Genomic DNA, 25,676 nt, shown 5'->3' with positions numbered 1-25,676 from the left:
ATGCCCGGTTACAAAATAATGGCAATCAATCCGCCAGAGCCTTCGTTAATAATACGTTCTAATGTTTCTTGCAATTTGTAGCGGGCATTCTCAGGCATCAACGACAATTTAGCGGAAATCCCTTCACGGACGATCGAATTTAGGGACCGGCCGAAAATATCGGAGTTCCAAATCGAAAGCGGGTTTTCTTCAAAATCTTGCATTAAATAGCGAACGAGTTCTTCGCTTTGTTTTTCGGTGCCAATGATTGGCGCAAATTCCGATTCGACATCGACTTTAATCATATGGATGGATGGCGCTACTGCTTTTAAACGGACACCAAATCTTGAGCCATGGCGAATAATTTCTGGTTCATCCAAACTCATGTCATTCAAAGACGGCGCGGCAATGCCATACCCTGTTTGTTTCACCATGCGAAGAGCGTCTGCAACTTGGTCATACTCGGACTTGGCATGGGCAAAGTCTTGCATCAACGATAGCAAATGGTCCTTTCCTCGTATCTCAACCCCAACTACTTCTTTCAACACTTGATCGTACAAGGCATCAGGAGCATATAAATCAATTTCGGCAATTCCTTGGCCCATTTCAATTCCGGCCAATTTCGCTTTTTCAATAAACTCTAATTCCGTAAATTGGCTGACAACCCGATCAACGTCACGAAGACGTTTAATATCTTTGACAGTTTCTCGTACAGATTCTTCATAGCTTTGCCGCAGCCAATGCTCATTATTTAGAACCATGACCCAGCTTGGCAAATTGACATTGACTTCGTGAACGGGAAATTCAAACAGAACTTCACGAAGCACACTATTTATATCATGGTCGGTCATGCTTTCAATGCTCATCGCCAGCACTGGAATATCGTATTCTTCTGCAAGTGATGTACGCAGCTCTTCCGTCTCTGGATGGCTTGGGCGTACACTGTTCACAATCATGATAAATGGCTTCCCGACTTCCTTAAGTTCCTCAACAACTCGCCCTTCTGATTCGAGATAGTCTTGTCGTGGAATATCGCCTATCGTTCCATCGGTTGTGATCACAACACCCAAAGTCGAATGCTCTTGAATGACTTTGCGCGTCCCTATTTCGGCCGCTTCTTGAAACGGAATCGGCTCTTCATACCATGGGGTGTGGATCATCCGTGGTCCATTTTCATCTTCGTAGCCTTTTGCGCCTGGAACAGCATAACCGACGCAATCAACGAGGCGAATATTGACGTCGAGCCCTTCATCCACATGAATCGAAACAGCTTGATTCGGAACAAATTTCGGCTCTGTTGTCATGATTGTTTTTCCTGCTGCCGATTGCGGAAGCTCATCTTGGGCACGCGCTTTGTCAGCCTCATTTTCAATATTCGGCAGCACGACTAGCTCCATGAATTTCTTAATAAATGTCGATTTTCCAGTGCGAACCGCCCCTACAACACCGAGATAAATGTCGCCTCCGGTCCGCTCTGCGATATCTTTAAAGATATCTACTTTTTCCAACAAAAGAATCCCCTCCCGGTCAAGTAAAGTTTGATGCAGCCGAGTCTTTCATATCTAACCACTATCATTTCTATGACATTGTCCACTTATTATGACTGACTAGGAAAAATTAAATTGTGCCTGCATCCAATGCTTGAGAAGGGGAGCCTCCCGCAACATGCCCCTTCCAATGTAACTATATGGATGGAAGGGGCAGATTAGACCTGTTTTATCAATTCGAATGGGAAGGACTTTGCAATCGGGGAGTTAATCGTAGAAACGTGTGTCGTATTGAATGTTGCCTTCCTCATCAAGGGAGTACGGCACTGAATACAATGGCAAAAAAGGAGAGTCTTCATATAAATAGCGGCGGAGGTCGACACCTTCCTCAAAATCCTTTTCCTGCTCTGCCATCTTTAAATCGAGTAAATAATCGATTACCACTTCGCCCTCGTTTGTAAATAACAACGGCAGCGATGTTTGGTTATAAGGACTTGCTACATACGGCTCTTCTGAATAACCGAGTGCTTTATAGTCGAGCGTAAACAAATTGTAGTCTAGCGCCTCTCCAATTGGCGCATATGTATGTTCTCGCATATAATCGTAAATCCGTTGCTGAAGGTCACGAACGACATTCATCGCCGTAACATCCAAGACTTTTACTTCTGGGTCCTCTTCTACATTTATGAGTGTATATTGGTGTGTACCGCCATTTTCAAAGGCTGTTCCCGGAGGCTGTTGCATATACCGGGGAACCAACTGCCTAAAATCAACCGTATAGCGCTGGTACTCGTGTGTATTCTCATCAAAATTAGTAATTGGGAGGACTCCGGTATCCTCACGAAATTGGTCAACCGCTGTTTGCACAGCCGCTAGTTGGTCTGGGTAAGCAATTTGATTTTCTGCTCTCTGTTCCTGTGGCAAAAAACAAGCACTAAGGAAAAGAACGGCACAAATTGCGATACAGGAAGCAAGAAGCTGCTTCATTGATTCATTCCTCCTTGCAAAATGGCTACCTGCCCGTTGATGTCGGACCGCCAAGAACGATATAGGCGACAATGATCCCTGAAACGAGCAGACAACAAAAAGAAAACGTTAACACAACTTTTGAAAAGAAGCCGCTTAGTTTTGTTCGCGCTAAAAGCGCGGTACCTGCAGAAATGAACATGAGCAGCAGACCGCCAAAAGATATGTACATATTTAACATCGCTTGCGACAATGCGAGACACCCCTCTTTTCAATTTGGTACATAGGCAAGTATACCATAAGGGAAGACAAGCAGATAGATATAAAAAAAGCTAGACAGGAGTGGGGCTCTCCTCTCTAGCTTGACTAAATCCTAATTCTTAGCCCTCTCTTTTAATAGTAGGTGTTCTATTAAAGTATATGCAGGCTCCAGGTTTTGGTCTAGATGTTTGACTAATTTGTCTTATTTTTTGTTGTTAAACATTTTAGCCAATGAAGCCATATCAGTTGGCATATTGTTGTTTAAAATCGCTTCAACGATTTGATCCTCTTGTTGTTTAGAGACTGGCCTGTTTGCAAGGGCAGCCACTTTTCCAATCAATTGGCGCACCGTTGCCTCATCTTTCAAATTGGCTTGACTAACAGAGTTTGCCAGCTTTAATAGCTCATCAGGGCGCACTTTTGTAGTTTTATGCACTTGATCAAAAAATGAGTCATTTTTCTTAAACACCTAAATCCCTCCTCATGCTTACGGTTCTCCTTATCGTATGCATGAGAAAAAAAGAGTGTGCGCAATTTAGACGCAATCAAAACGAACTAACCACCACGTTTACGAACGGTAAAGCGACTCCACTTCATGTCGTTTTACACGTCCCATTAATTCTTCAGCCGCTTGGTAAGGGTCGATTCCGTTAAACAAGACACTATAGAGCGCTTTGGTCACTGGCATATCAATCTCCAGCTTTTCGGATAGTTCATAGGCTGCCTGGGTTGTTCGAATTCCTTCGACTACCATTCCCATTTTTTCAAGCACTTCATCCATGGACAAACCTTCGCCAATCATTCGTCCAGCACGCCAGTTACGTGAATGCACACTTGTGCAAGTAACGATTAAATCGCCGAGCCCTGACAAACCGGAAAACGTTAATGGTTTGGCGCCCATTGTCGTGCCTAAGCGAGAGATTTCCGCTAATCCTCTCGTCATGATCGCTGCTTTTGTATTGTCCCCGTAACCAAGGCCATTTGTCACACCACAGGCTAGTGCAATAATGTTTTTTAGTGCCCCTCCGATTTCAACGCCGATCAAGTCAGGGTTGGTATAGACACGAAACTGTTGGTTCATAAACAAATTTTGCGTATACTTGGCTGCCTCATCATCCGCTGAAGCAACTGTAACGGTTGTCGGTTGGCGCAATGCGACTTCTTCGGCATGACTGGGACCAGATAAAACGGTGATAGAAGAAATGCGATTTGTGCTTGCATCTTCTTCAGCGATCATTTCAGATATCCGCTTATGAGTCGCAGGTTCAATCCCTTTGCTTGCGTGAATAACCGGTACCGCCTTTTGCAAATAGGGCACGATTTTACGGACAGTTTCACGCATCGCTTTAGTCGGAACGACTAGTACGATAGCTTCAACTCCACCAAGCGCTTCCTCCATCCCTGTATAACCGCGAATCGTTGTTGGCAATTCGATGTTCGGCAAATATGATTCATTTGTATGACGTTCGTTCAATTCGTCCATTTGTTCTTGTCGGCGCCCGACGAGGCGAACATCATGGCCATTATCCGCGAGAACCATCGCTAAAGCGCTTCCCCAGCTTCCCGCTCCAATCACCGCAATTTTTTGCATTATGAACTCCTCCTATGCATGTTTTTTCCCTAATTTGTTTTCCGTGCCTGCAATAAGCCGCCCCATGTTCGTGCGGTGCCGCCATAAAGATAAGATGGCCAATAATACAGCTAAATAAATATACTCTAGTGGGTAATGAAAAAACGGCAGCATGATGAGCGCCGCAATTGGCGTTAACACTGCAAATAAAAGCGAACCAAGGGATACATATTTTGTGAAAACAATGCTTAAAATCGCTACAATTCCGGCACAAAGGGCAGGAAGAAATAAAAGCGTGGCCACAACGCCAATCGAAGTAGCAACTCCTTTTCCGCCGCGAAAGCCAAAATAAATAGGCCAATTATGTCCGAGAATCGCCGCTAAGCCAGCCAAAGCCGGCACAAGAGGGTAGTCCCCATTCGTGAGGGCAATAGCAAGAAGCGCAGGGGCCACCCCTTTCGCGACATCAAGTAAAAGGACACAAATGGCAGGTCCGATTCCAAGCACACGCAATGTATTTGTCGCTCCAGCATTGCCGCTTCCTTCACTGCGTATATCGATTTTCTTGATTTTCTTCGCAATGATATAGCTAAAGCTGACAGACCCAAGCAAATAACCGAACAACACCGTCGCAATTAATGAAACGATCATTCAGTTTCCCCCTTGCCAATTATTAATCATTCTTTTTCCGTGCAATGATGTGAATAGGCGTTCCTTCAAACTCAAAAGTAGCACGCAATCGGTTTTCTAAAAAGCGCCTATAAGAGAAATGCATCAGTTCAGGTTCGTTTACAAAGAACACGAATGTCGGCGGCTGTACGGCCACTTGCGTCACATAATTGATTTTCAGGCGCTTGCCTTTATCCGTTGGGGTTGGATTCATGGCTACCGCATCCATAATCATATCATTGAGGACATGAGTCGGCACACGAAGATGATGGCTTTCTGACACTTTCCTCACTTCAGGCAGCAACAAATGAAGGCGCTGCTTCGTCTTGGCGGACAAAAAACAAATCGGCGCATACGAAAGAAACTGAAACTCGGAACGGATGTCTTCGACAAATGTCTGCATCGTTTTGTCATCTTTTTTTACGGCGTCCCATTTGTTGACGACGATGACGATTGCCCTTCCCGCTTCATGGGCATAACCGGCTATTTTTTTATCTTGTTCAATAATCCCCTCTTCACCATCTAAGACGACAAGAACGACATCAGACCGCTCAATCGCCTTGAGTGAACGGAGCACACTATATTTTTCAGTGGCTTCATAAACTTTGCCACGCTTCCGCATACCGGCAGTATCAATTACAACATAATGTTGGCCATCTCGCGTAAAGGATGTATCAATCGCATCACGGGTCGTCCCTGGAATTTGGCTGACGATCACTCGCTCTTCACCAAGAAGCGCATTAACAAGCGAAGACTTGCCGACGTTCGGACGGCCGATCAATGCCATTTTTATCGTATCATCTGCATAATCATCGTCGTTTTCTTCAGGAAAATGGCGAACCACTTCATCAAGCAAGTCGCCAATCCCTAATCCGTGGGAGCCTGAAATGCCGTAAGGCTCACCCGCCCCTAATGAATAGAACTCGTAAAGCAATTCCCTCATATCTGGGTTGTCAACTTTATTAACAGCAAGCACAACCGGCTTTTTCGACCGGAAAAGCATGTTTGCCACTTCTTGGTCTGCGGCAGTAATTCCTTCTCGTCCATTGACCATAAAAATAATCACATTCGCTTCGTCAATAGCAATTTCCGCCTGTTGGCGCATTTGCACGAGCAACGGTTCATCGCCGAGCTCAATTCCGCCTGTGTCGATTACATAAAATTCGTGGTTAAGCCATTCGCCTTTGCTATATAAACGGTCACGTGTTACCCCCGGTAAGTCTTCAACAATGGCGACACGCTCGCCGACAATCCGGTTAAATATAGTTGACTTCCCTACATTCGGCCGGCCAACGATTGCAACAACTGGTTTAGTCACAATCACACACCCTTTCTCCTTCAAACTACTTAAAAAACAGCGTTCGTTTTCTTCTCCAGCTTAACCATTTTACTATCTTCATGCATGCTTGTCTATCCTTGTTGGCACTGGCTTCGGCTGTCTATTATTCGCAAGCACATGTTGGCGCCATTTCTCCATGGCAACCGAAAAGACCAAAGCGGCTGTACTCATGGAGACGCTAATGGCAAAAACGTCAAAAAACGCAAGCGAGCCAAGCTCCATTCCTCCGTTAAGTCCGTGGCGATACACGTTCAAAAACAAGTCGCCGTAAAGGAGGCCAGTTGCTAATACAGCAGTACGGTTTGCTCTCCTTTTTATAATAAAAATGGTTAAAAGCACAGCACCTGCAGACAGAAAACGACCGTCAATGAGTAAAATAACCGGATCGAGACGAATCAATTCTTGTATGCCTATGTAGGTGGCCGCCACGAATATACAGCAAACAGCTGGATACATGATGCCAATGAATTTAAGCTTTCCTAGCTGTAAATAACAGATCAATAGACTAAAAACATAGCCGATGCTAATTTGATTGCCTGAAATGATCACGTTCAAAGGAATGAAGCATAATAGCGCTAAAATGCTTGCACACATCACTTGCCGCAGTTCATTTTTCGGCAACAAAAACGTTCCGGCAATCCAAGCGAGCCAACCAAACCAGTAAACAAATACACCGTCCATTTCTCATCACCTCATTGGACAGTATCGGCGCTTTCACCAACATTTAGACATAAAAAAAACCGGCGCAGCTCAGCTTGCGCCGGATCATGTGTTATTGGTCACGGTATTTTTTTAACTGATCGCCGATCATATCTCCAAGCGAGAAGCCTGATGGCTCGTCGTTGGCTGGCTTTTCATAAGCACGTGTTTCTTTTCGTTCTTGCTCTTCAGACGCTTCGCGAATGCTAAGAGATACGCGTCTGTCTGCTTCGCTAACCTCGAGCACTTTTGCTTGCACTTGTTGCCCTTCTTCCAACACTTCTTGCGGAGTGCCGATATGGCGTTTGGAAATTTGCGAGATATGGACGAGCCCTTCTACCCCTGGGGCAATTTCCACAAAAGCACCGAACGATACGAGGCGCTTCACTGTACCAGTAACGATATCACCAGCTGAAAATTTGCTTTCGATGTTTTCCCATGGGCCAGCTAGCATCTCTTTGATGGAGAGGGAAACGCGTTCGCTATCAGGATCAACGGAAAGCACTTTAACCCTCACTTCTTGCCCTTCTGACAGCACATCCGACGGATGCTCAACACGCTCATGGGCAATTTGTGAAATATGAACGAGCCCATCCACACCACCGACATCGACGAAAGCGCCAAAGCTGGTCAAGCGTTGAACTTTTCCTTCAACGACATCGCCAGTTGAAAGGGAGTGCAACACTTGCTTTTTCTTTTCTTCAATTTCGGCATCGAGAACAGCCCGTTGTGATAGAATCAACTTATTGTTGTCTTTGTCAATTTCTGTTACTTTCAAACGCAATGGCTTGCCTTTGTAATCAGAAAAATCTTCAACATAATGGCGCTCTACCAATGAAGCAGGAATAAACCCTCTTACGCCAACATCGACGACAAGGCCACCTTTCACAACTTCGGCTACTTCTGCTTCAATAACCTCGCCTTTTTCATACGCTTCCTCAAGCTGTTCCCACGCCTTTTCGGCTTGAACCGCTTTTTTCGACAAAATCAATTCATCATCTTCGACTTTTGTGACTTTCAGTTCTAATTCATCGTCAACAGAGAGGACATCGCTTGCCTTTTCTACATGCAGGCTCGACAATTCACTTATGGGCACGATGCCGTCTACTTTAAAGCCGACATCCACAAATGCCTGCTTGTCTTCAACTTTTGTTACTTTCCCTGTAACAATATCCCCTACAGAAAAAGATTTGATTTCATCCATGCCGTCATTCATTTCTTCGACCATTGACTTTTGCCTCCTTCAATCCGGCAACGCCGGGCATCTTGCGTTTTTTTATAAACAGCCTCCAATGTTTCTGAGAACGAATGAAGGACGTTTTATGATAGATCTTGATAGTGATCCTTCAGCTTTTGAATTTCATCCATGATGATTTCAGTGACTTCCTTTGCTGAAGTGCGGTTCGCCCGGTGCTCTTCCATCGAGATTGGCTTTCCATAAACGAGGGTAACACGGCCCCTCATTTTGTAAGGGCCAATAATGGCACACGGGACAACGTGGGCGGTGCTTTTTAAAGCAAAAAAACCAGCGCCCGTCAGCCCCTTCCCGATCTCACCAGTTTTAGAGCGCGTTCCTTCTGGAAAGATGCCTACCATGTCCCCAGATTTTAAAATATCTAAAGAAGTGCGGAGCGATTGTTTATCGCCACCGGCGCGATTGACTGGAAAAGCGCCTAGCTTTCTCAGCAGCGTTTTCAAAACAGGTACTTTAAACAGCTCTTTTTTAGCCATGTAACGTACTGGCCGTTTGATATAGGCACCTAGCAAAGGCGGATCATTGTTGCTTATATGGTTTGCACAAAGCAACACCGCACCTTCGTCTGGGATGTTTTCTTTCCCGTAAATACGAACTTTGAACAGCGCATTTAAGTAAAGGCGGCAAACGGCTTGTCCAAATTGGTAAAGTGTCATTGGCGCGAATGCTCCTTTACTAAATCAAGAATCGTCTCAACGACTTCATCAATTCCCATGCTGGTCGTATCGACGACTTGTGCGTCGGCTGCCTGCTTAAGGGGAGCGATCGCTCGTGTTGAATCAAGTTCATCACGCTTAGCAATATCTTTTTTTAGTTGTTCGAAGTCCGACGGGAGCCCTTTTTCCAATTGCTCAAGATGGCGGCGTCGAGCCCGTTCTTCGACTGAAGCAGTCAAAAACACTTTTACATTGGCATCTGGAAGCACGTGAGTTCCAATATCGCGCCCGTCTAGTACGGCGTTTTTCGATTTGGCAAGCTCCTGCTGCATCGCCGTCATACCTTCCCGTACTTCCCGGTGGCTCGCTACGAGCGACACATTGCTGTTCACTTCGTTTGTACGAATCGCTGCGGTAATGTCAGCGCCGTTCCAAAAAACAGCTGTCCCTTCATTGGATGATTCCAAACGCAGCTCGCTTTTTTCTAGAAGTTTGCCGAGCGCTTTCCCGTCGTGCAAATCAATGCCCTCAGCTAACGCCGCGAATGTGATCGCCCGATACATGGCCCCAGTATCAATATATAGAAAACCTAATTTTTCAGCTGTTTTTTTGGCCACTGTGCTTTTTCCGGCGCCAGCAGGTCCATCAATTGCCACATTAAATCCTTTTGCCATAAGTTCACAACACTTTCCTGCATTCTCTTTCTTACGATACGACAAAGCAGCAGACTTTTCAATCCTAACGTTCACTTCCCGTATCTTTCTTTTTATTATCTCATAATTTGCATAAATGGCAAGCACGAGACGAAAAAAAGACTCTCTTTCCAGAGAGCCTTCTGAATCAATATTCTGGTTCTGAATCCTTCATTCGTTCGACTTTTTCTTCTTCGCCTGTCAACGCATTAATGAAAATTCGGTATGTGTCGTTATCCCTTGTTCCGTAAAATTCATAAACAAATACTTCTTCATTAATGTCATTTTCAATGACGGCAAGGTGGTCTTCTTGGATTTCGACATGTTTATTGACTTTGGCTTGCGCCTCTTCTTTTGTCAATTTTGGTTCTGGGATTTGCCTGTCTTCTTGATGGTGGATCAGATGGCCACGGCCGACATAAGATATAACGTCCCCGTCATCTAAAGCTACTTCAATCATGACGTTATCCGGGTATATGCGGACTCCGTCTTGGACATAGGCAAATTCGAGAACGCCGACGTTGTCGTATTGCGTGCTTTCAACAAGTTGCATGCCTTCTTTGCCACCACGCTCAAGAAAGTTTTGCGCTTTATTGACCGCTTCATTCAAACTGATTTTCGCTTTATCAATTTGCCGGTCTTGCAAAAACCAAATCGGTTCGCCGCCTTCAACGCTCATATCCATATCATAGTTGGCTTGGTTATCAGGGTCATCAATCGAAAGAGAATAAGCTGGATATTCTAGCGCCTTTGGCGAATCGTTGATTTGTACGCTCGTGCCTTCGCCTAATTTTAAATAATCAAGCGCTCGTTGCTTTGCTTCCTCTTTTGAAATCTTTTCTTTTCCTGCCAACGCCTCTTTTAGCTCACCATTTAAGTTGCGAATCGCTGAATCAGTAGCGCCCCATTCTACTTCACTAAACCCTTGCACCGATTTATTTAGTCTTTCAAAATGGCCAGCAACCGATGATGATTGGGTTGGCTCGTCTTCTCGCTGTTCATCATTTTGAGCGAGCCATTGCATACCTCCTTGCATAACAGTTGCCTGTGTTTTTCTCATTGATTCCCTAATGGAACTTGCTTGCTCATACAATTGGGTCAATGTCTCATATTCTTTGTCCGTCAACGGCTCCTTGTTTAAGTCACGGACAGACGTACGGTAGGTAAAATCGCCGATTTTAAACAAATATTTTTCCGTGTCGTCCATGTTTAACTCTTGAACAGGCAGTTCAGCCAAACTCTTCTCGGCAAGGCTCGTCACTCGCCAAACATCAGCCAGTGAAGGCGTCAATTGCCTTTGTGTGTTCATCGCAAGTGTCTTGCCAAGCTCGTCTTCAATTTGGTCAATATGGTAAGTCAAATCATGAAATGCTCGCTGGTACGTATTGTTCGCTGTAATTTGCAGCTGGTTTTTTTCTTGCTTTTGCTGGTAGCCCCAAACGCCTGTGCCAACTACTGCAACGGCTAAAGCAGCGATTAAAAGATTGCGAAACATGCAAATAGCACCTCCGTTTTAATAGCAGAATATATGTTTGCCAATCCGTTTAATTTGTGGCCGCGACCAAATCCAATCTGATGTCGCTGTATCTGGATTGAAATAATAAAGCGCATTGTTGGTCGGGTCTTGCCCATTTAACGCATCAAGCACAGCTTGCCTTGACGTTTCATCTGCGCCTAAGTTGATTTGCCCATCAGCTACCGCCGTAAAAGCGCGGTCTTCATATATGACGCCAGCGACTGTATCTGGGAAAGTTGCTGAATTTAAACGGTTGACAATCACTGCTGCCACCGCGACTTGTCCTTCATAAGGCTCACCACGGGCCTCGCCATACACTGCCTGAGCCATCAGTTGAATATCATTCGATGAATAACCTGAAGGCACATTGTTTGCTTTTTCAATAATCGGTTCTTGTTCATTTCCAGTTTCAGGCTGATTCGGAGCTGGCTGCTGTGCCTCGCCACCTTTTGCTGCTTCCTTTTTTTGTTTTTGCTTATCTGCAGAACCTTTTGGCCCTTTCTGGATGTCTTTTGGTGTACCGCCATAGTGAGAAAACTTTCTGCCCTCGTTCAGTGCTTTTGTCACAAAGGCTTTATCGTAGTCGGTTGTGCTTGCCAGCTTTGCTTTCATGTCGTCTCCGACCAATCCATCAATTTCAAGCCCATATTCGTACTGATAATGCCGCACAGCCCAGTACGTCCCCCAACCGAAAACACCATCAATTTTGCCATTATAATACCCTACATACTGCAAACGAGATTGCAATTCGACGACATCGTCGCCTGTTGCCCCTTTTTGAATGACTTGGTCACTAAAGGCATCAACCATTTCGTTGTTAAAAAAAAGAACCGCAAACGCTAAAGTTGCACCGAGAAGGCACCGAGCGATTCGCTTTGTTCGAAACATATTTTCGTTCCTCCTTATGCCCACTTTTTTGTGGGGAAATTGGTCGTTACTGCTAGTCTTTGTTTTGCTGGGGTGTTTTTATGCAAAAAAAACAGACGCAAATCCGCTTTCGCTCATTTGCGTCTGTTTTCTTATAAGCTTCCTACATTAAAATAACGGGCTTCAGGATGAGAAAATACAAGCGCTGTGACAGATGCTTCTGGTTCCATCATGTACCCATCGGTCAATTCGATACCAATTTTTTCTGGACGAAGCAATTGAAACAACTTGGCTTGGTCCTCTAAATTTGGACAGGCAGGATAGCCAAACGATACGCGGATGCCTTGGTACTTCGCTGCAAAACGTTCGTTCATTGTAAAATCAGCGCCATCTGGAAACCCCCACCGATCACGCATTTGCTCGTGGACACGTTCCGCCAAACCCTCAGCTGTTTCTAATGCAGCCGCTTGAATTAAATGGCTATACAAATAATCGCCTTTTGCTTTTGCCGCTTCTGCTGCCTCACGCACACCAGCTCCAGCAGTAACCGCTAAAAACCCAACATAATCAACCCCTTCGCCAACAGGGCGGACATAATCTGCCAAGCATAAGAACGGAGCTTGCGTTTGCCGTGGAAACGCAAAGCGTTCAAGTTCACGGCCAACATCATAAGGATCAAAAATCACGAGCTCATCGCCATCGGCATTAGCAGGATAGAAACGGTATATCGCATTTGCCTGTAACGTTTTCTTCGTTTTCGCCTCTTGGAAGAACGCATCAACTTGGGCTTTTAGACTCGTGGTGCGTTGGTCTTTCTCAGCAAGCAGGCGGCTCACTTTCCCTTGGATACCAAGATGACGGCCAAGAAGCATTTGCATATTCACATATGGGTAAATATGGTCGATTTTATAATCACGGATTATATGCTCATCAAGATCGGTTGGTTTAAAGACAGCATGATGATGGGCGATATCCGACTTTTCCCTCTTAGCAAGCGTCGGCGCTTTCGTTTTTCGCTGATCATTAAACTCCGCTTTTTGTTGCCTTGCCGTAGCTAGTTCAAGGGCAAGTTCATTTCGCCCTTCTGGAGTAGTAAGGCGATTGGCAAGCTCTAAACCGTTCATTGCATCTTTTGCATAAACGACTAATCCTTCGTATTCAGGAGCAATCCGTGTATCCGTAAATTTTTTCGTTAAAGCAGCGCCACCAACGAGAATCGGGATGTCCACATGTTGTTGCCGTAAGTCTTGCGCTGTTAACACCATTTGCTGGGCGGATTTAACAAGCAGCCCTGACAACCCAATGGCTGTTGGCTGTTCTTTTTTAATCGCATCTAACAATTCATTCGAGGTAACTTTAATACCAAGATTGACGATAGAAAAACCGTTATTGCTCAAAATAATGTCGACAAGGTTTTTGCCGATGTCATGAACATCTCCCTTAACCGTAGCGAGCAAGATCTTGCCTTTTCCTTGTTCTTGTTCGCTTTTTTCCATATGTGGTTCAAGATAAGCAACGGCCGCTTTCATGACTTCTGCACTTTGCAACACTTCTGCAACGATTAATTCATTGGCGTTAAACAGCCGGCCAACTTCATCCATGCCCGCCATCAGCGGTCCATTTATAATGGCAAGTGGCGTGTCATACAGGCGCAAAGCTTCAGCTAAGTCTGTCTCAAGTCGTTCTTTTGTCCCTTCGACAATATAGGCAGAGAGTCTCTCTTCTAAGGACATGTTTGCATACTCGACTTTTTTCTCAGTTTTCTTCCCACGATAAAAATCAGTAAACGCCGCCAAATGGGCATCATTCGTTTGAAACAACAGCCGATCGGCTAGCTGTTTCTCCTCATCAGGAATGCTCGCATAACGTTCCAGCTTTTCGGTATTGACAATCGCATAATCAAGCCCTGCTTGTGTACAGTGATACAAAAAGACTGCGTTTAAAACTTCACGGCCAACTGGCGGAAGGCCAAAAGAGACATTCGAGACTCCTAAAATCGTTAGGCATTGGGGCAGCTCTTTTTTTATAAGGGCAATCCCTTCAACGGTTGCTGCTGCCGAGCCGATGTATTGTTCGTCTCCTGTTCCTACAGGAAACACAAGCGGGTCAAAAATGATGTCATGAGGCGGAATGTTGTACTTTTCGGTTAATAGCTTATACGATCGCTTCGCCACGGCCAATTTTCTTTCCGCTGTGACAGCCATCCCTGTTTCATCAATAGTTCCTACTACAATGGCGGCGCCATACTTTTTCACAAGTGGCAGCACTGCGGCAAATCGCTCTTCGCCATCTTCTAAGTTAATGGAGTTAATAATCGCCTTCCCTTGGGAATAGGTAAGCGCTCGTTCGATGACAGCTTCATCAGTAGAATCAATCATTAGCGGCACTTTGACTTTGTTGACGACATAGTTCAGAAAAGCAGCCATGTCCTCTTGCTCGTTTCGATCTGGATCTGCTAAGCAAATGTCTATGACGTGTGCCCCACGCTTCACTTGAGCTCTTGCGATTTCCGATGCTTGTTCATATTCCCCTTCTTCAATCAGCCGTTTAAATTTCCGTGAGCCAATCACATTTGTACGTTCTCCAACGAAAAGCGGGCGCATCGAGTCGTCATACAACAACGGCTCAATCCCTGATACAGCATGGGTTTGACGTGTTTTTGCCTTGCGGGGCGGGTACTTCTTGATCACTTCAACCATTTTTTTAATGTGGGCAGGCGTCGTCCCGCAGCAGCCGCCAACTACATTTAGCCAACCTTTGGCAGCAAATCCTTCAAGTTTTTTCACAAGCGAATCTGGTGTCTCGTGGTAAACACCATCTTCGTCGGGCAACCCAGCATTTGGGTAACAGCTCACATTCGTTTCAGCAAGTTCTGCGAGGGAGCGAATGTGGTCGCGCATGAACTCCGGCCCAGTTGCGCAATTTAAGCCAACGACGGCTGGCTTCATATGTTCAAGCGACAAATAGAAGGCCTCCACTGTCTGTCCCGCCAACGTCGTACCCATCGGTTCAATCGTTCCCGATACCATGAGTGGCAACGTTCGCCCGGTACGTCTGAATGCCTCGCTTATCCCAAGATACGCGGCTTTAACATTGCGCATATCTTGGCTCGTTTCCAGCAACAAAACGTCACAGCCTCCATCAATTAAAGCACGGGCTTGTTCTTCGTACGCTTCAATTAGTTCTTGGAATGTCGTCCCCCCAGTTACAGACAATGACTTTGTCGTCGGGCCCATCGCTCCAGCAACGAAACGGGGTTTTTCTGGTTTTGATGCGCGATCTGCCTCGATCCGGGCTAGTCGAGCGGCTTCCTTGCTAAGGTCATAGGCTAAATGGGCAAGGTCGTAATCCGCAAGAACGATGCTCGTAGAACCGAACGTATTGGTGGAAATAATGTCTGCCCCTGCCTCTAAATATTTTTTATAAATGTCAGATACAATATGAGGCGCAGTTTGATTTAAATACTCATTGCAGCCTTCATATGCTTCTCCACCAAAATCGGCTGCGGTCAAGTTTGCTTCTTGCAACATCGTCCCCATTGCTCCATCTAGCACAAGGATCGATTGCTTTAGCTGCTTTTCAAATAGAGATTCTGTCATATTCGTTCGCCTTCCATCGTGTGGTTTATCGGGTTCGCTATCGCTCGGCAATGGGTGGCAAGTGCTGCAGTTAATTCATAACGTAAAAACGGTGTGACTAAATACAAGCCGTTAAAATAGGCACTAGCTGCGTCTGCTAGCTCCATCGCAATTTGCAAACCTTCTTGCTCGGCTTTTTCTTTGTCGTTTCCACATGCCGCCATCCGTGCTCTTGTCTCGTCGCTCAATGTCATTCCTGGCACTTCATTATGAAGAAACTCCGCATTGCGGCTGCTTGTTAGCGGCATAATGCCAACAAAAATCGGCACAGGCAAATGCTTCGTTGCGTCATACAATTGTTCAAATTGTTGTTCATCGAAAATGGGCTGTGTCAGAAAATAATCAGCGCCAGCTTCGATTTTCTTTTCTAAACGTCGCACCGCTTTATCAAGATGCTTAACATGGGGATTAAACGCTGCCGCTGTCGAAAAAGTTGCTTTACTGCCAAGGGAGTTTCCAGAGAATGAAATCCCTTCATTCATTTGCTTAATTAAAGGCAACAATTTTAACGAAGATACATCATATACAGATGTTGCTCCGGGAAAATCACCGATCTTGCTTGGATCGCCAGTGATAACAAGTAAATCATGAAGCTCCGCTAGATGGAGCCCCATTAAGTGTGATTGCATGCCAATCAAATTGCGGTCACGGCATGTTAAGTGGACAAGGCTACGCAACCCTAACTGTTCCCTTACTAACATCGCCAACGTTTGGTTGTCAACACGAGGGTTAGCAAGAGAATTGTCGGCAAGCGTTAACGCATCTACCCCTGCCTCTTTTAACGCTTTGGCTCCTTCCATAAATTTCGCAATCATTAATTTTTTCGGCGGATCAAGTTCAACAATAATCGTTTGTTTGCGCCTTGCCAATTGGTCCAACGGCTCATTGAGCCGCTCTCCTCTTCCTGGTCCTTCCTCCTGAAGTTGGCTTGGTCGTCTGACTATGAGCGAGCGTGTTTTCGGCGTGTTCGTTTCGACTGCTTTGGCGATCGCGGCAATATGTGCAGGCGTTGTGCCACAGCAGCCGCCAATCAAATGGACGCCTTGTTCAATAAACGCCCCTGTCATTTCATAAAAGTAATCGGTATTGGAAGCATAAACAAAGCGCCCGTCCCGGTAACCTGGCAAACTGGCATTTGGATAGCAAGCAAGTGGAAAAGCTGACGATAATTCAAGCTGTTCCAAAGAGCGGAGCATATGATAAGGGCCCATACGGCAATTGATTCCTAAAACGTCCGCTCCTAATTCATGCAGTTGCTCGAGCGCTTCACCTAGGGGAATGCCGCCATTTAAGACGCCGATATCGCCCATCGACACGTTCATAATAATCGCCTTGTCTGTAAGACGCCTTGCCAGGGCTACTGCTTCTTTTGCCTCTTCAAAATCATAAAACGTTTCAAACAATAACCCGTCAACGCCTGCTTCCAAGAGGGCCGTTATTTGTTCAAGTAAAGCAGCTGTAATCACCTTGTTTTCCGTATCTTCATGGAGGAACCCGCGAATCCCGCCGATTGTGCCAACTAACGCAAGCTGTTCGTTGTTGCCAATCGCTTTTTTCGCAATGCCGACGGCGGCGCTATTGATGTCTGCCACACTTTCGTTTAATCCATATTTTTTAAGTTTGACGGCATTTGCTGCATACGTATTGGTTTGTAGCAGTTTCGCACCTGCCTCAATATACGATCGATGCACATGGTAAACAGCGTCTGGCTGGGAAAGGTTTAATTCTTCGTAACATAAATCAAAACCTTGCTCGTATAAAAGCGTGCCCATAGCCCCATCTCCAACGATTAAGCTCGTTTTTAACTTATCGCGAAGTTCCATCGTATTCCCTCCTAGGATTTTTTAGCGGCCGCAATTGCTTGCAGCAAATCAGCTACAATATCTTCTCCGTTTTCAATGCCGACTGAGAAACGGAGCAATCCATTATCCACTCCATTTGCAAGTCTGATCTCTTCGGGAATATCAGCGTGCGTTTGTGTTGCTGGATATGTCATTAAACTTTCGACACCACCGAGGCTTTCCGCGAACGAAATTAATTGCAAATGTTTTAGCAACGGATTGACCCAAGCTTCGTTTTGAACACGAAACGACAGCATTCCTCCTCTCCCAGGATAAAGCACGTCTACAATGCCGTCTGTTTGCTCCAATGCATGCACCACTTTTTTAGCGTTTTCCTCATGCTTGGCCATCCGCAATGCCAATGTCTTCATTCCTCGAATAAGCAGCCAAGAATCAAATGCACTTAAAATACCACCAGCACCATTATGATAATAAGCGAGCCGTTCACAAAGATCGGCTCCTTTCGCAACGATAAGCCCAGCAACGACATCGTTATGGCCTCCTAAGTACTTTGTCGCCGAATGGATCACGATGTCTGCTCCTTCCGTTAGTGGCTTCTGCAAAAGCGGCGTATAAAATGTGTTATCGACAATGAGCAGCAAATCGTGTTTTTTGGCGAGAGCAGCAAGCGCTGGAATCGAGGCTTCCTGCATAAGTGGGTTAGTCGGCGTCTCGATAAAAATGGCTTTCACGTTAGAATGAATGGCTTGTTCGACTTCTTGCAAATTCCGTGGATCCACATATGTAAAGGACACGCCCCACCTTGTCCAGCCTCCTTCAAACAGACGGTACGTACCGCCATATAAATCTTTCGAACAGATGATCCCATCGCCTTGCTCAAACAACGAAAGCACAATTTGAACAGCAGCCATGCCAGAGCTAGTCGCAAATCCGCGCTCACCTTCTTCTAATTCCGCAATCGCTTTTTCGAGCACGTCCCTTGTCGGATTGCCTGTACGGGCATAATCATACCCAGTCGATTCGCCAATACCTGGATGGCGATATGCTGTTGAAAAATAAACAGGCGTGTTTACTGCGCCAGTATGTTCATCGCGGCGATTGCCAATTTGCGCTAAGATGGTTTCAGCTCGTTTTTCCATTCTAGTTCCCCCCAATGTGTTCTATTGCCAAACAAAAAACCCTTCTCCAAGATTAGAAGAAGGGGTTGCTTACGTGCATGCTTCTCTTATCTTGCAGATAAACTGCTGGATTTAGCACCTGACCATGGTTGGCTGGTTGCTGAAGCTTCATTGGGCCATTCCCTCCACTTCTCTTGATAAGAACCTATTCAATTGTTGAACACCATTTATAAGTTTCTTCCACTTTACCGCAACTTTCACGCAAGTGCAACCATTATTTCAGTGCCACTCTCTCCATCGTTTATAACGCGAAAAAAATCGCCACTAATGATGGCGATTATTCCGGGTTTGCTTCAACAATCAATTGATCTTCATTTCCGCAGACGCACTGTTTAAACCCGGTCTCGTATTCACCTTGCTCATTGCGCTTGCCGCGCAAAATGTATTTCTCCCCACATACAGGGCAGCGAATGACGATGCGATAGCGGTTGGCTGTAGACATGATTGAATCCCCCTTCGTGTTAAATGTTCGCTTACACAGTGAAACGGCTTTTAGGCTGTAGACAAACGCTCGCATACAAGATCGTTTGACAAGCGTATCGGTCTAGTGATTTTAAACAGTAAAACGGCTTGCTTTTTTCAGCTTCCATATCGCGAGAAGCCAAAGAATGACCATAAATGGAATCATCGCATAAAGGACGTAATGGCCAAAGCTTGATAAAATAAAATCATATCCGCCATGCAATAGGATTGGCAGAATCGCCCCAAGGAGTAAAAACATTTTTTTATGGTCTTCTTTGTACTTCGCTTGTCCAATGTAATAGCCCATCACAATCCCGTAAACAGCATGTGCCGTTGTTGGCAAAACAGTTCGTGGGATGGCTGCCTCTAACCCATAAGCGATCATGTATAAGCCATTTTCAACTGTAGCAAAGCCAAGGGAGACGGAAACACCGAACAAAATGCCGTCCCCTGGGCGCTGAAGCTGTCCATGTTGGTAGGCAAATACAAACAACATGAGCCATTTTAACCCTTCTTCCAGAAACCCGTAAAGCAAAAACGCTTTAGCCGCTGGATGGGGAAAGACATTTTCTTCAGTAAAGGCAAACTGGATCACCAAAATCGGCACGACTAGCAGTGCGCCGATAATGAAAATCCGGAGAACGAGAAACATTTTTGCTTTGCTGTATACATCGCGCAAATAGACATATGAAAACAATGCCATGGCCGGAGCCAGTGCAGCTAGAACAAGGGATACCATGGCTGACCGCCTACTCTCTTTGGTTCGCTAATAGAACATTCCTTTTTTCTAGTATAAAACCGGCTTGTTCCGATCAGCAAGCGCCATCACGTAAACCCAGCTGCTAGTTCCTTGTTCGCTGCCAGCATGACCATTGCTTTAATCCGTGCTTTCTTGCTGTCATAATCGGAGCCGAGAATAACGCCCATTTGTTCGAGTTGGTGGGCACTTCCTTTGTAGTCATACGTTGGGTATACTTTCCCTTCTTCTGAGGCGGTCGTCACAATGATTGGCTTCTTGTTGGCAACCGCTCGTTCCAACGTAGCTACTAGGTTTGGAGGAACTTGGCCGCGGCCAACGCCTTCAACCACCATCCCGTCGCATACAGCAATCATCCCTTCCAGCATGTCTGCGCTCATGCCTAAATAAACTTTAGCAATGCCAATTTGTTTAAGAGGCGTATTGCCAATTTCATAAAACTCCCGGCGAACAGGCTTTTGATACGTAAAAATCACATCGTTGTCTATAATCCCTAAATAGCCGAAACCAAAGGCATTGAACCCTTGCAAATTGGAGGCATGCTCTTTTTTGACATAACGGGCTGCAAAAATCCGCTCGTTAAACACGACGACACAGCCAGTGTGCTTTAAATCAGGTTCACAAGCAGCATAAATGGCATGACGCAAATTCATAAACGCATCACTGCCTGTTTGCTCTGGTCCCCGTTGAGAACCTGTGACGATTATGGGACGCTCGTCTTTGTTCGTTAAGTCTAAAAAATAAGCTGTTTCTTCAAGCGTATCTGTGCCGTGTGTGACGACAATCCCGTTAATCGTCTCGTCTGCAAAAGCACGCTCTACTTCATGCTTTAACAACAGCCAATCGGCGAGTGTCATATGAACGCTTGGCTTTTGCAATACAGAGCGCACGCTTACATGGATGTCTTCCGGCAAACCACATAGCTTTGCCAACTCTTCTCCAGAAAGTTCACCAGCAACCAATTTGCCGCTTTCGCTTGTAGTGCTTGCAATCGTGCCTCCAGTTGTCAGCAACATCACATGGCGCATATTCATCACTCCATTTCGATCCTGCGCGCAATTGCTTGTGCAATCAAAGGGCCGTGGAGACGACCATTTTCAATAAAAATTTCATTAGCATTGTTTCCAGCAGCAATGACGCCGGCGATAAAAATGCCTTCCACATTTGTTTCCATCGTTTGCTCGTCATATACAGGCCGTCCTGTTGCTTCATCGACATGTACACCAAGACTGCGAATAAAGGAGTGATCAGGGTGATAGCCCGTCATCGCAAACACAAACTGCGCTTTAGCTTTGTGCTCTTGTTTCCCTATCCGGTAGTGTACGTGGCTGTCCGTAATCTCATGCACATCGGCATGAAAGGCCAATTTGATCTTTTCATTGCGCACAAGGGACACAAGCTCTGGCAAAATCCACGGCTTTACGCTTGCCGAATAATCGCTGCCCCGATAAAGCATAGTGACGCGGGCACCCGCTTTTTCTAACTCAAGCGCCGCATCAACAGCCGAATTTTTGCCGCCTATCACAACCACATCATGGTCAAAATAAGGATGGGCTTCTTTAAAATAGTGCATCACATGGCTTTTATCTTCACCTGGTATTCCCATCATATTGGGAGAATCATAATAGCCTGTGGCCACAATCACATGCTTCGCATCAAGTGTTCCTTTTGTCGTCGTCACTTCAAATGAACGATCAGCCCGTTTTACTACACGGAGCACTTTTTCAAATGCACGAATGTGGAGCCTTTTTAATTTTGCTACATTCCGATAATAGACAAGCGCCTGGTTCCTCCGGGGTTTGCGGTCCTCCACAATGAAAGGGACGCCGCCTATTTCTAAGCGTTCGCTTGTACTGAAAAAGGTTTGGTGCGTTGGATAGCGGTAAATTGAGTGGACAATGTTCTCTTTTTCCACAACAACAGCAGACAACCCCTTTTCTTGACATGCAATTGCCGCAGCAAGGCCACACGGGCCGCCGCCAATAATGACTGCATCTACCACATTCCTCACCTCATCAAAACATTCAAAACCCTTGTCCTCAAAGGCAACTTTGGACAAGGGCACTTATTTTCTCATCATAGTATAGCAGATCAAACCCATCCACGGAACCGAGAAGCTTCGGCCATGCGTCTCACACCGACCATATAGGCAGCGAGACGCATGTCGACTTTACGACGTAAAGCAAGGTTGTATATGTTGTTAAACGCTTCCGTCAGCACTGTCCGCAACCGTCCTTCGACTTCTTCATCCGTCCAGTAGTAGCCCTGGTTGTTTTGCACCCATTCAAAGTAAGAGACCGTTACGCCCCCAGCACTTGCCAAGACATCAGGCACAAGCAAAATGCCCCGTTCTGCAAGGATTTGCGTGGCCTCAAGCGTAGTCGGGCCATTAGCTGCTTCGACGACAATCGCTGCTTTTAACTTGCCTGCATTGTGTGAGGTGATTTGGTTTTCAATTGCTGCCGGAACCAAAATATCACAATCTTTTTCTAATAGCTCCTCATTTGTAATCGTATCTTTAAATAAATTTGTTACTGTCCCGAAACTATCGCGGCGATCAAGCAAATAGTCAATATCTAAACCTTCTTCTGCATAAAGAGCGCCATATGCATCGGCAATTCCCACTACTAATGCCCCTGCGTCGGCCATAAACTTCGCCAAAAAGCTCCCTGCATTGCCAAACCCTTGAATGATGACGCGCGCCCCTTCAAGGTCAATTCCTTTCTTTTTTGCCGCTTCCATGATGCAAATCGTCACACCTTTTGCAGTCGCTGCCTCTCGGCCATGTGACCCCCCGAGCACAAGCGGCTTTCCCGTAATAAAATTGGGTGAGTCAAATTCGCGAATTCGGCTATATTCATCAAGCATCCACGCCATGATTTGCGAATTGGTAAAAACATCTGGCGCAGGAATGTCTTTTGTCGGGCCAACAATTTGGCTAATCGCGCGGACATAGCCACGACTTAGACGTTCCACTTCTCTAAACGACATCTGCCTTGGGTCGCAAACAATGCCTCCTTTTCCTCCACCGTATGGCAAGTTGACAATGCCTGCTTTTAAACTCATCCAAATCGACAGCGCCTTGACTTCTTTTTCACTAACATCTGGATGAAACCGTACGCCTCCTTTTGTGGGACCAACAGCGTCATTATGTTGGGCACGGTAGCCTGTAAAAATTTTCGTTGATCCATCATCCATTCTTACAGGAATACGGACGGTCAACATCCGTACAGGCTCTTTAAGTAGTTCATACATTTCATCTGGATAGCCTAGTTTTTTTAGCGCCTTATGTATAATGGACTGAGTCGCTGCAAGAACATCTAATTTATCCTCTTGGTTTTCGTCCATCTTTTCCACCTCTTTGGAAGTCAGCTGCTCACATCTTTATCTTAATGAAATGCTCACATAATTGCCATCCTTTTTTCTAAAAACCAATTAGTCTTCTGAAACAAGTTCCATGCCTTCAATCAGTTCGACTGCCTGTTGTTGCGACCAATCCCTCATCGTGAACAGTTCATAGAGAAGCCCGTCTTCCGTCCAATTTGCATAATGACTTGACGGTTCCCAATTAAAATGGACCTCAATGCCACGAACGGGCTCCGTCTCACTTTCGCCAATCCATTCCAAACCGTGGCTTTTTGAGACGGTCAGTCCAATTTCTTTGCCTTCGCTATCGACATACGACGCAACCACAGAAGCATCCTCACTGCCGCCGTCATACAGCTCAATGTTTTCCAGCTTCAAGCCGTTTACCTCGTTTGGCAAGCGTAGCGATTTGTCAAAGGCGTCAGCTAATTCGTTTTTCTCTATTTGGACAGGTTCCTCTTCACTTACTAAAACAAATCCATCTTCCTCCACATCAAACCAACCCTCAGGAAAGTCAGGCTTAAAACGAACCTCGACGGCTTCCCCTGCCACGACTTGATCAGAGTATGTATACACCGTCTTTAGTTGGAGGTACGTTTTCTTGTCGACCCATAACTCCGCTTCCAAGACGTGGTCAGTCTCAGAATAAAAATGGAGTTTAAACACATCCCGTTTTAAAAAGCGTTCGCCTTCAACAACTTCGATCTCATGGTTTTTCAACAAATAATTCACTTCATCAAGCAATGCTTCTTTTGGAGTAAGCGGGTTCATCGCTTCTTCTGCGTTTGCTTCGTAAATTAATTTTGATTCATAGTCTTTTTCATAAATATGGCCATCAACATATAAAGAAGTGGACAACAGTTGGCCGTCTTGGGCAAAGTCGACCCGTTGCGTTTGCTCGTCTTTTGCATAGACCGACTCGCTGTAGCCATCATCAAATTCTTTAATGAGCGTATAAGGAACAAACTTTTCTTCTCTTGCAAGGGCTTGTTCTAGCACCTCTTCAGCATTGATGCTCATAAAGCTGCACCCGCCTGTAAACAACAACCCTGTTATAGCCGCTAAAAAAAGCGGTTGCCGTTTCATTCATTTCCCCCCTCAGTTTTTATGCACGGAATGGAAAAGAAAAACGTACTTCCATGTGGTGGCGACGAATAGACATCAATTGTGCCTCCATGTTGATGAATCAGCTCCCGGCAAATAGACAGTCCTAAGCCTACCCCCTTGTCGTTTGTTTGGCTTCTCGCCTGTTCTACTTGAAAAAACGGGTCAAAGAGCTGGCGTTGTACGCCACTTGGGATGCCTTGTCCTTCATCTTTAACAAAAATATAGAGTCGCTGTTCATTTGTCCGTTCCACGAATGGTGGCAAACAAGACTGCTTGTTTGTTGCATACAAGGAAATCGCTCCTCCTTCAGGCGAATAGCAAATGGCATTGGTAACCAAATTGTCCATGACTTGAACAAGGCGGCCTGCATCTGCATCGACTTCAGCCGGCTCTATCTCCATGCTCGTACTTAACCTTAGCTGCTCTTTTTCAAGGTCGTAGCCATCAAACAACAATTCGACAAGCTCTTCTGCATCGACTTTTTTTAACGACAAACTAAAGCTCGTTGAATGAACTTGGGAGAAAATCAGCAAATCTTCAATCAATCGTTGCATATACTCAGTCTTTGCTAAAATAACCTTGCTGTACTCTTCCCTTTTGTCAGGGTGGGCGTTCATCCCTTCCGCATACGCACGTATCGATGTTAAAGGCGTCCGTAAATCATGTGAAATCGCCGCAATCAGCTTTTTGCGATCTTCGTCATCACTTTGTTTTTGGGCATCAATTGCACGCAAATGCGCTGCCATGTTCGCAAAATTGTCCATCAGTTGGCCAACTTCTGTGCGGCCACGCTTCACTGGAGTCGTACGATTTTGTTTCCCATAAGCCACTTCGTCCATTTCCGCTTTCATCCAAGCAAAAGGAACGAGCATATTCCGTTTAAACCAGTGCTGGACAATGAAAAGCGTGATACCTACCGTTATAAGGAAAAACAGGATCGTCAGCATGTAGACTTCCTTCGTTTCCTTGCGTATGCCGCTTTTGTCAAAGTGAAGCTCAAAGTAGCCTGCAATTTGGTCTTGCAAAAAAATCGGCTCCTTGTAAATGTAGGCCGAATCACTTGATTGCCAACTATACAAATTGCTGAACATGGCCTCTGGCGTAAGGTGGGTGGCAAATCCCCCTTCCTCAGAGGAGCTTTGGAATTGCAAAGCCCGATCCTTTGAATAAAGACCTAACTGGACGTTTTCATGTTGTTTGAGCGCCAAGCGGCCAAGCTCCTTTGCCGAGCCATCAAACATTTGTGCATTCTGATTTAGCGTTCGGCTTATGCTTTTAGCGACAATCATCGATTCTAAATGGTTACTTGACTCTTCTTTCGCCACACGGTTTAGTTGGTATGAAAATAAGCTTGTCGCGATAAACGGGACAAGCGCGGTTGCGAGCAAGAGCAAGTTTAACTGCCCCCTA

23 protein-coding genes and 1 riboswitch are annotated in these 25,676 nt (G+C 45.5%); all 23 genes read right to left on the bottom strand.

What is annotated here, in order from left to right; genetic code table 11:
• Positions 1 to 8: 8 nt before the first annotated feature.
• Positions 9 to 1,487 carry a stage IV sporulation protein A gene (gene spoIVA, locus V5G21_RS18870; RefSeq protein WP_011246725.1) on the bottom strand — a complete coding sequence of 493 codons (1,479 nt, stop codon included), beginning with the start codon at positions 1,485 to 1,487 and terminating at the stop codon, positions 9 to 11.
• A gap of 246 nt (positions 1,488 to 1,733) precedes the next feature.
• Complete coding sequence (locus V5G21_RS18865) at positions 1,734 to 2,453, bottom strand: hypothetical protein (protein ID WP_035204130.1); 720 nt, start codon at positions 2,451 to 2,453, stop codon at positions 1,734 to 1,736.
• A 25-nt stretch (positions 2,454 to 2,478) separates the two neighbouring features.
• On the bottom strand, positions 2,479 to 2,685 hold the full coding sequence (locus tag V5G21_RS18860) for a DUF2768 domain-containing protein (RefSeq protein ID WP_011246723.1): 207 nt from the start codon (positions 2,683 to 2,685) through the stop codon (positions 2,479 to 2,481).
• 210 nt (positions 2,686 to 2,895) lie between these two features.
• The gene (locus tag V5G21_RS18855; protein ID WP_011246722.1) at positions 2,896 to 3,162 is read right to left on the bottom strand and encodes a stage VI sporulation protein F; all 267 of its coding nucleotides are present in this window, start codon (positions 3,160 to 3,162) and stop codon (positions 2,896 to 2,898) included.
• A gap of 99 nt (positions 3,163 to 3,261) precedes the next feature.
• Entirely contained in the window at positions 3,262 to 4,284 is a 1,023-nt protein-coding gene (locus V5G21_RS18850) for an NAD(P)H-dependent glycerol-3-phosphate dehydrogenase (RefSeq protein ID WP_011246721.1), read from the bottom strand.
• A gap of 12 nt (positions 4,285 to 4,296) precedes the next feature.
• A complete protein-coding gene (gene plsY / locus V5G21_RS18845; protein ID WP_011246720.1) occupies positions 4,297 to 4,914 on the bottom strand; it encodes a glycerol-3-phosphate 1-O-acyltransferase PlsY in 618 nt (205 codons plus the stop codon).
• A 22-nt stretch (positions 4,915 to 4,936) separates the two neighbouring features.
• On the bottom strand, positions 4,937 to 6,250 hold the full coding sequence (der, locus tag V5G21_RS18840) for a ribosome biogenesis GTPase Der (RefSeq protein WP_011246719.1): 1,314 nt from the start codon (positions 6,248 to 6,250) through the stop codon (positions 4,937 to 4,939).
• Between the two features lie 78 nt (positions 6,251 to 6,328).
• Entirely contained in the window at positions 6,329 to 6,952 is a 624-nt protein-coding gene (locus tag V5G21_RS18835; RefSeq protein WP_011246718.1) for a YphA family membrane protein, read from the bottom strand.
• 91 nt (positions 6,953 to 7,043) lie between these two features.
• On the bottom strand, positions 7,044 to 8,198 hold the full coding sequence (gene rpsA / locus V5G21_RS18830) for a 30S ribosomal protein S1 (protein ID WP_011246717.1): 1,155 nt from the start codon (positions 8,196 to 8,198) through the stop codon (positions 7,044 to 7,046).
• Positions 8,199 to 8,290: 92 nt separating this feature from the next.
• Complete coding sequence (locus tag V5G21_RS18825) at positions 8,291 to 8,881, bottom strand: lysophospholipid acyltransferase family protein (RefSeq protein ID WP_011246716.1); 591 nt, start codon at positions 8,879 to 8,881, stop codon at positions 8,291 to 8,293.
• Positions 8,878 to 9,555, bottom strand: coding sequence for a (d)CMP kinase (gene cmk / locus V5G21_RS18820; RefSeq protein WP_035204260.1), 678 nt, complete (start codon positions 9,553 to 9,555; stop codon positions 8,878 to 8,880). Before cmk ends, V5G21_RS18825 begins: the two co-directional genes overlap by 4 nt.
• Positions 9,556 to 9,721: 166 nt before the next feature.
• Positions 9,722 to 11,068, bottom strand: coding sequence for a germination protein YpeB (gene ypeB, locus V5G21_RS18815; RefSeq protein ID WP_011246714.1), 1,347 nt, complete (start codon positions 11,066 to 11,068; stop codon positions 9,722 to 9,724).
• A gap of 18 nt (positions 11,069 to 11,086) precedes the next feature.
• Positions 11,087 to 11,977: a spore cortex-lytic enzyme gene (gene sleB / locus V5G21_RS18810; protein ID WP_011246713.1), complete on the bottom strand. Its 891-nt coding sequence runs from the start codon at positions 11,975 to 11,977 to the stop codon at positions 11,087 to 11,089.
• A gap of 131 nt (positions 11,978 to 12,108) precedes the next feature.
• Positions 12,109 to 15,555 carry a methionine synthase gene (gene metH / locus V5G21_RS18805; protein ID WP_011246712.1) on the bottom strand — a complete coding sequence of 1,149 codons (3,447 nt, stop codon included), beginning with the start codon at positions 15,553 to 15,555 and terminating at the stop codon, positions 12,109 to 12,111.
• Entirely contained in the window at positions 15,552 to 17,417 is a 1,866-nt protein-coding gene (locus tag V5G21_RS18800; protein ID WP_011246711.1) for a bifunctional homocysteine S-methyltransferase/methylenetetrahydrofolate reductase, read from the bottom strand. Before V5G21_RS18800 ends, metH begins: the two co-directional genes overlap by 4 nt.
• Before the next feature lie 11 nt (positions 17,418 to 17,428).
• Entirely contained in the window at positions 17,429 to 18,535 is a 1,107-nt protein-coding gene (locus V5G21_RS18795; protein WP_011246710.1) for a methionine biosynthesis PLP-dependent protein, read from the bottom strand.
• Positions 18,536 to 18,618: 83 nt separating this feature from the next.
• Positions 18,619 to 18,718, bottom strand: a riboswitch (SAM riboswitch).
• Positions 18,719 to 18,851: 133 nt separating this feature from the next.
• Complete coding sequence (locus V5G21_RS18790) at positions 18,852 to 19,016, bottom strand: hypothetical protein (protein ID WP_011246709.1); 165 nt, start codon at positions 19,014 to 19,016, stop codon at positions 18,852 to 18,854.
• Positions 19,017 to 19,127: 111 nt separating this feature from the next.
• The gene (gene prsW / locus V5G21_RS18785) at positions 19,128 to 19,775 is read right to left on the bottom strand and encodes a glutamic-type intramembrane protease PrsW (protein ID WP_011246708.1); all 648 of its coding nucleotides are present in this window, start codon (positions 19,773 to 19,775) and stop codon (positions 19,128 to 19,130) included.
• 86 nt (positions 19,776 to 19,861) lie between these two features.
• Positions 19,862 to 20,821 (bottom strand): asparaginase, encoded by a 960-nt coding sequence (locus tag V5G21_RS18780; RefSeq protein ID WP_035204115.1) that lies wholly within the window; start codon positions 20,819 to 20,821, stop codon positions 19,862 to 19,864.
• Between the two features lie 5 nt (positions 20,822 to 20,826).
• Positions 20,827 to 21,795, bottom strand: a complete 969-nt coding sequence (locus V5G21_RS18775; RefSeq protein ID WP_011246706.1) for a YpdA family putative bacillithiol disulfide reductase — start codon at positions 21,793 to 21,795, stop codon at positions 20,827 to 20,829.
• An 89-nt stretch (positions 21,796 to 21,884) separates the two neighbouring features.
• Positions 21,885 to 23,141, bottom strand: a complete 1,257-nt coding sequence (locus tag V5G21_RS18770) for a Glu/Leu/Phe/Val family dehydrogenase (RefSeq protein ID WP_035204112.1) — start codon at positions 23,139 to 23,141, stop codon at positions 21,885 to 21,887.
• Between the two features lie 87 nt (positions 23,142 to 23,228).
• Positions 23,229 to 24,245 carry a LolA family protein gene (locus V5G21_RS18765; RefSeq protein ID WP_011246704.1) on the bottom strand — a complete coding sequence of 339 codons (1,017 nt, stop codon included), beginning with the start codon at positions 24,243 to 24,245 and terminating at the stop codon, positions 23,229 to 23,231.
• On the bottom strand, positions 24,242 to 25,660 hold the full coding sequence (locus tag V5G21_RS18760) for a sensor histidine kinase (RefSeq protein WP_041823796.1): 1,419 nt from the start codon (positions 25,658 to 25,660) through the stop codon (positions 24,242 to 24,244). Before V5G21_RS18760 ends, V5G21_RS18765 begins: the two co-directional genes overlap by 4 nt.
• Between the last annotated feature and the right edge of the window lie 16 nt (positions 25,661 to 25,676).

The organism is Shouchella rhizosphaerae, assembly GCF_036700015.1.
In the GTDB taxonomy this organism is placed as follows: domain Bacteria; phylum Bacillota; class Bacilli; order Bacillales; family Bacillaceae_D; genus Shouchella; species Shouchella rhizosphaerae.
This window is presented reverse-complemented; position numbering and strand designations above follow the sequence as displayed.

Coding starts and splice junctions, on each gene's coding strand:
- V5G21_RS18865 (WP_035204130.1), bottom strand. CDS start 2,453: ATGAAGCAGCTTCTTGCTTCCTGTATCGCAATTTGTGCCGTTCTTTTC.
- V5G21_RS18850 (WP_011246721.1), bottom strand. CDS start 4,284: ATGCAAAAAATTGCGGTGATTGGAGCGGGAAGCTGGGGAAGCGCTTTA.
- plsY (WP_011246720.1), bottom strand. CDS start 4,914: ATGATCGTTTCATTAATTGCGACGGTGTTGTTCGGTTATTTGCTTGGG.
- V5G21_RS18835 (WP_011246718.1), bottom strand. CDS start 6,952: ATGGACGGTGTATTTGTTTACTGGTTTGGTTGGCTCGCTTGGATTGCC.
- rpsA (WP_011246717.1), bottom strand. CDS start 8,198: ATGGTCGAAGAAATGAATGACGGCATGGATGAAATCAAATCTTTTTCT.
- V5G21_RS18825 (WP_011246716.1), bottom strand. CDS start 8,881: ATGACACTTTACCAATTTGGACAAGCCGTTTGCCGCCTTTACTTAAAT.
- cmk (WP_035204260.1), bottom strand. CDS start 9,555: ATGGCAAAAGGATTTAATGTGGCAATTGATGGACCTGCTGGCGCCGGA.
- ypeB (WP_011246714.1), bottom strand. CDS start 11,068: ATGTTTCGCAATCTTTTAATCGCTGCTTTAGCCGTTGCAGTAGTTGGC.
- sleB (WP_011246713.1), bottom strand. CDS start 11,977: ATGTTTCGAACAAAGCGAATCGCTCGGTGCCTTCTCGGTGCAACTTTA.
- metH (WP_011246712.1), bottom strand. CDS start 15,555: ATGACAGAATCTCTATTTGAAAAGCAGCTAAAGCAATCGATCCTTGTG.
- V5G21_RS18800 (WP_011246711.1), bottom strand. CDS start 17,417: ATGGAACTTCGCGATAAGTTAAAAACGAGCTTAATCGTTGGAGATGGG.
- V5G21_RS18795 (WP_011246710.1), bottom strand. CDS start 18,535: ATGGAAAAACGAGCTGAAACCATCTTAGCGCAAATTGGCAATCGCCGC.
- V5G21_RS18790 (WP_011246709.1), bottom strand. CDS start 19,016: ATGTCTACAGCCAACCGCTATCGCATCGTCATTCGCTGCCCTGTATGT.
- prsW (WP_011246708.1), bottom strand. CDS start 19,775: ATGGTATCCCTTGTTCTAGCTGCACTGGCTCCGGCCATGGCATTGTTT.
- V5G21_RS18780 (WP_035204115.1), bottom strand. CDS start 20,821: ATGCGCCATGTGATGTTGCTGACAACTGGAGGCACGATTGCAAGCACT.
- V5G21_RS18770 (WP_035204112.1), bottom strand. CDS start 23,141: ATGGACGAAAACCAAGAGGATAAATTAGATGTTCTTGCAGCGACTCAG.
- V5G21_RS18765 (WP_011246704.1), bottom strand. CDS start 24,245: ATGAAACGGCAACCGCTTTTTTTAGCGGCTATAACAGGGTTGTTGTTT.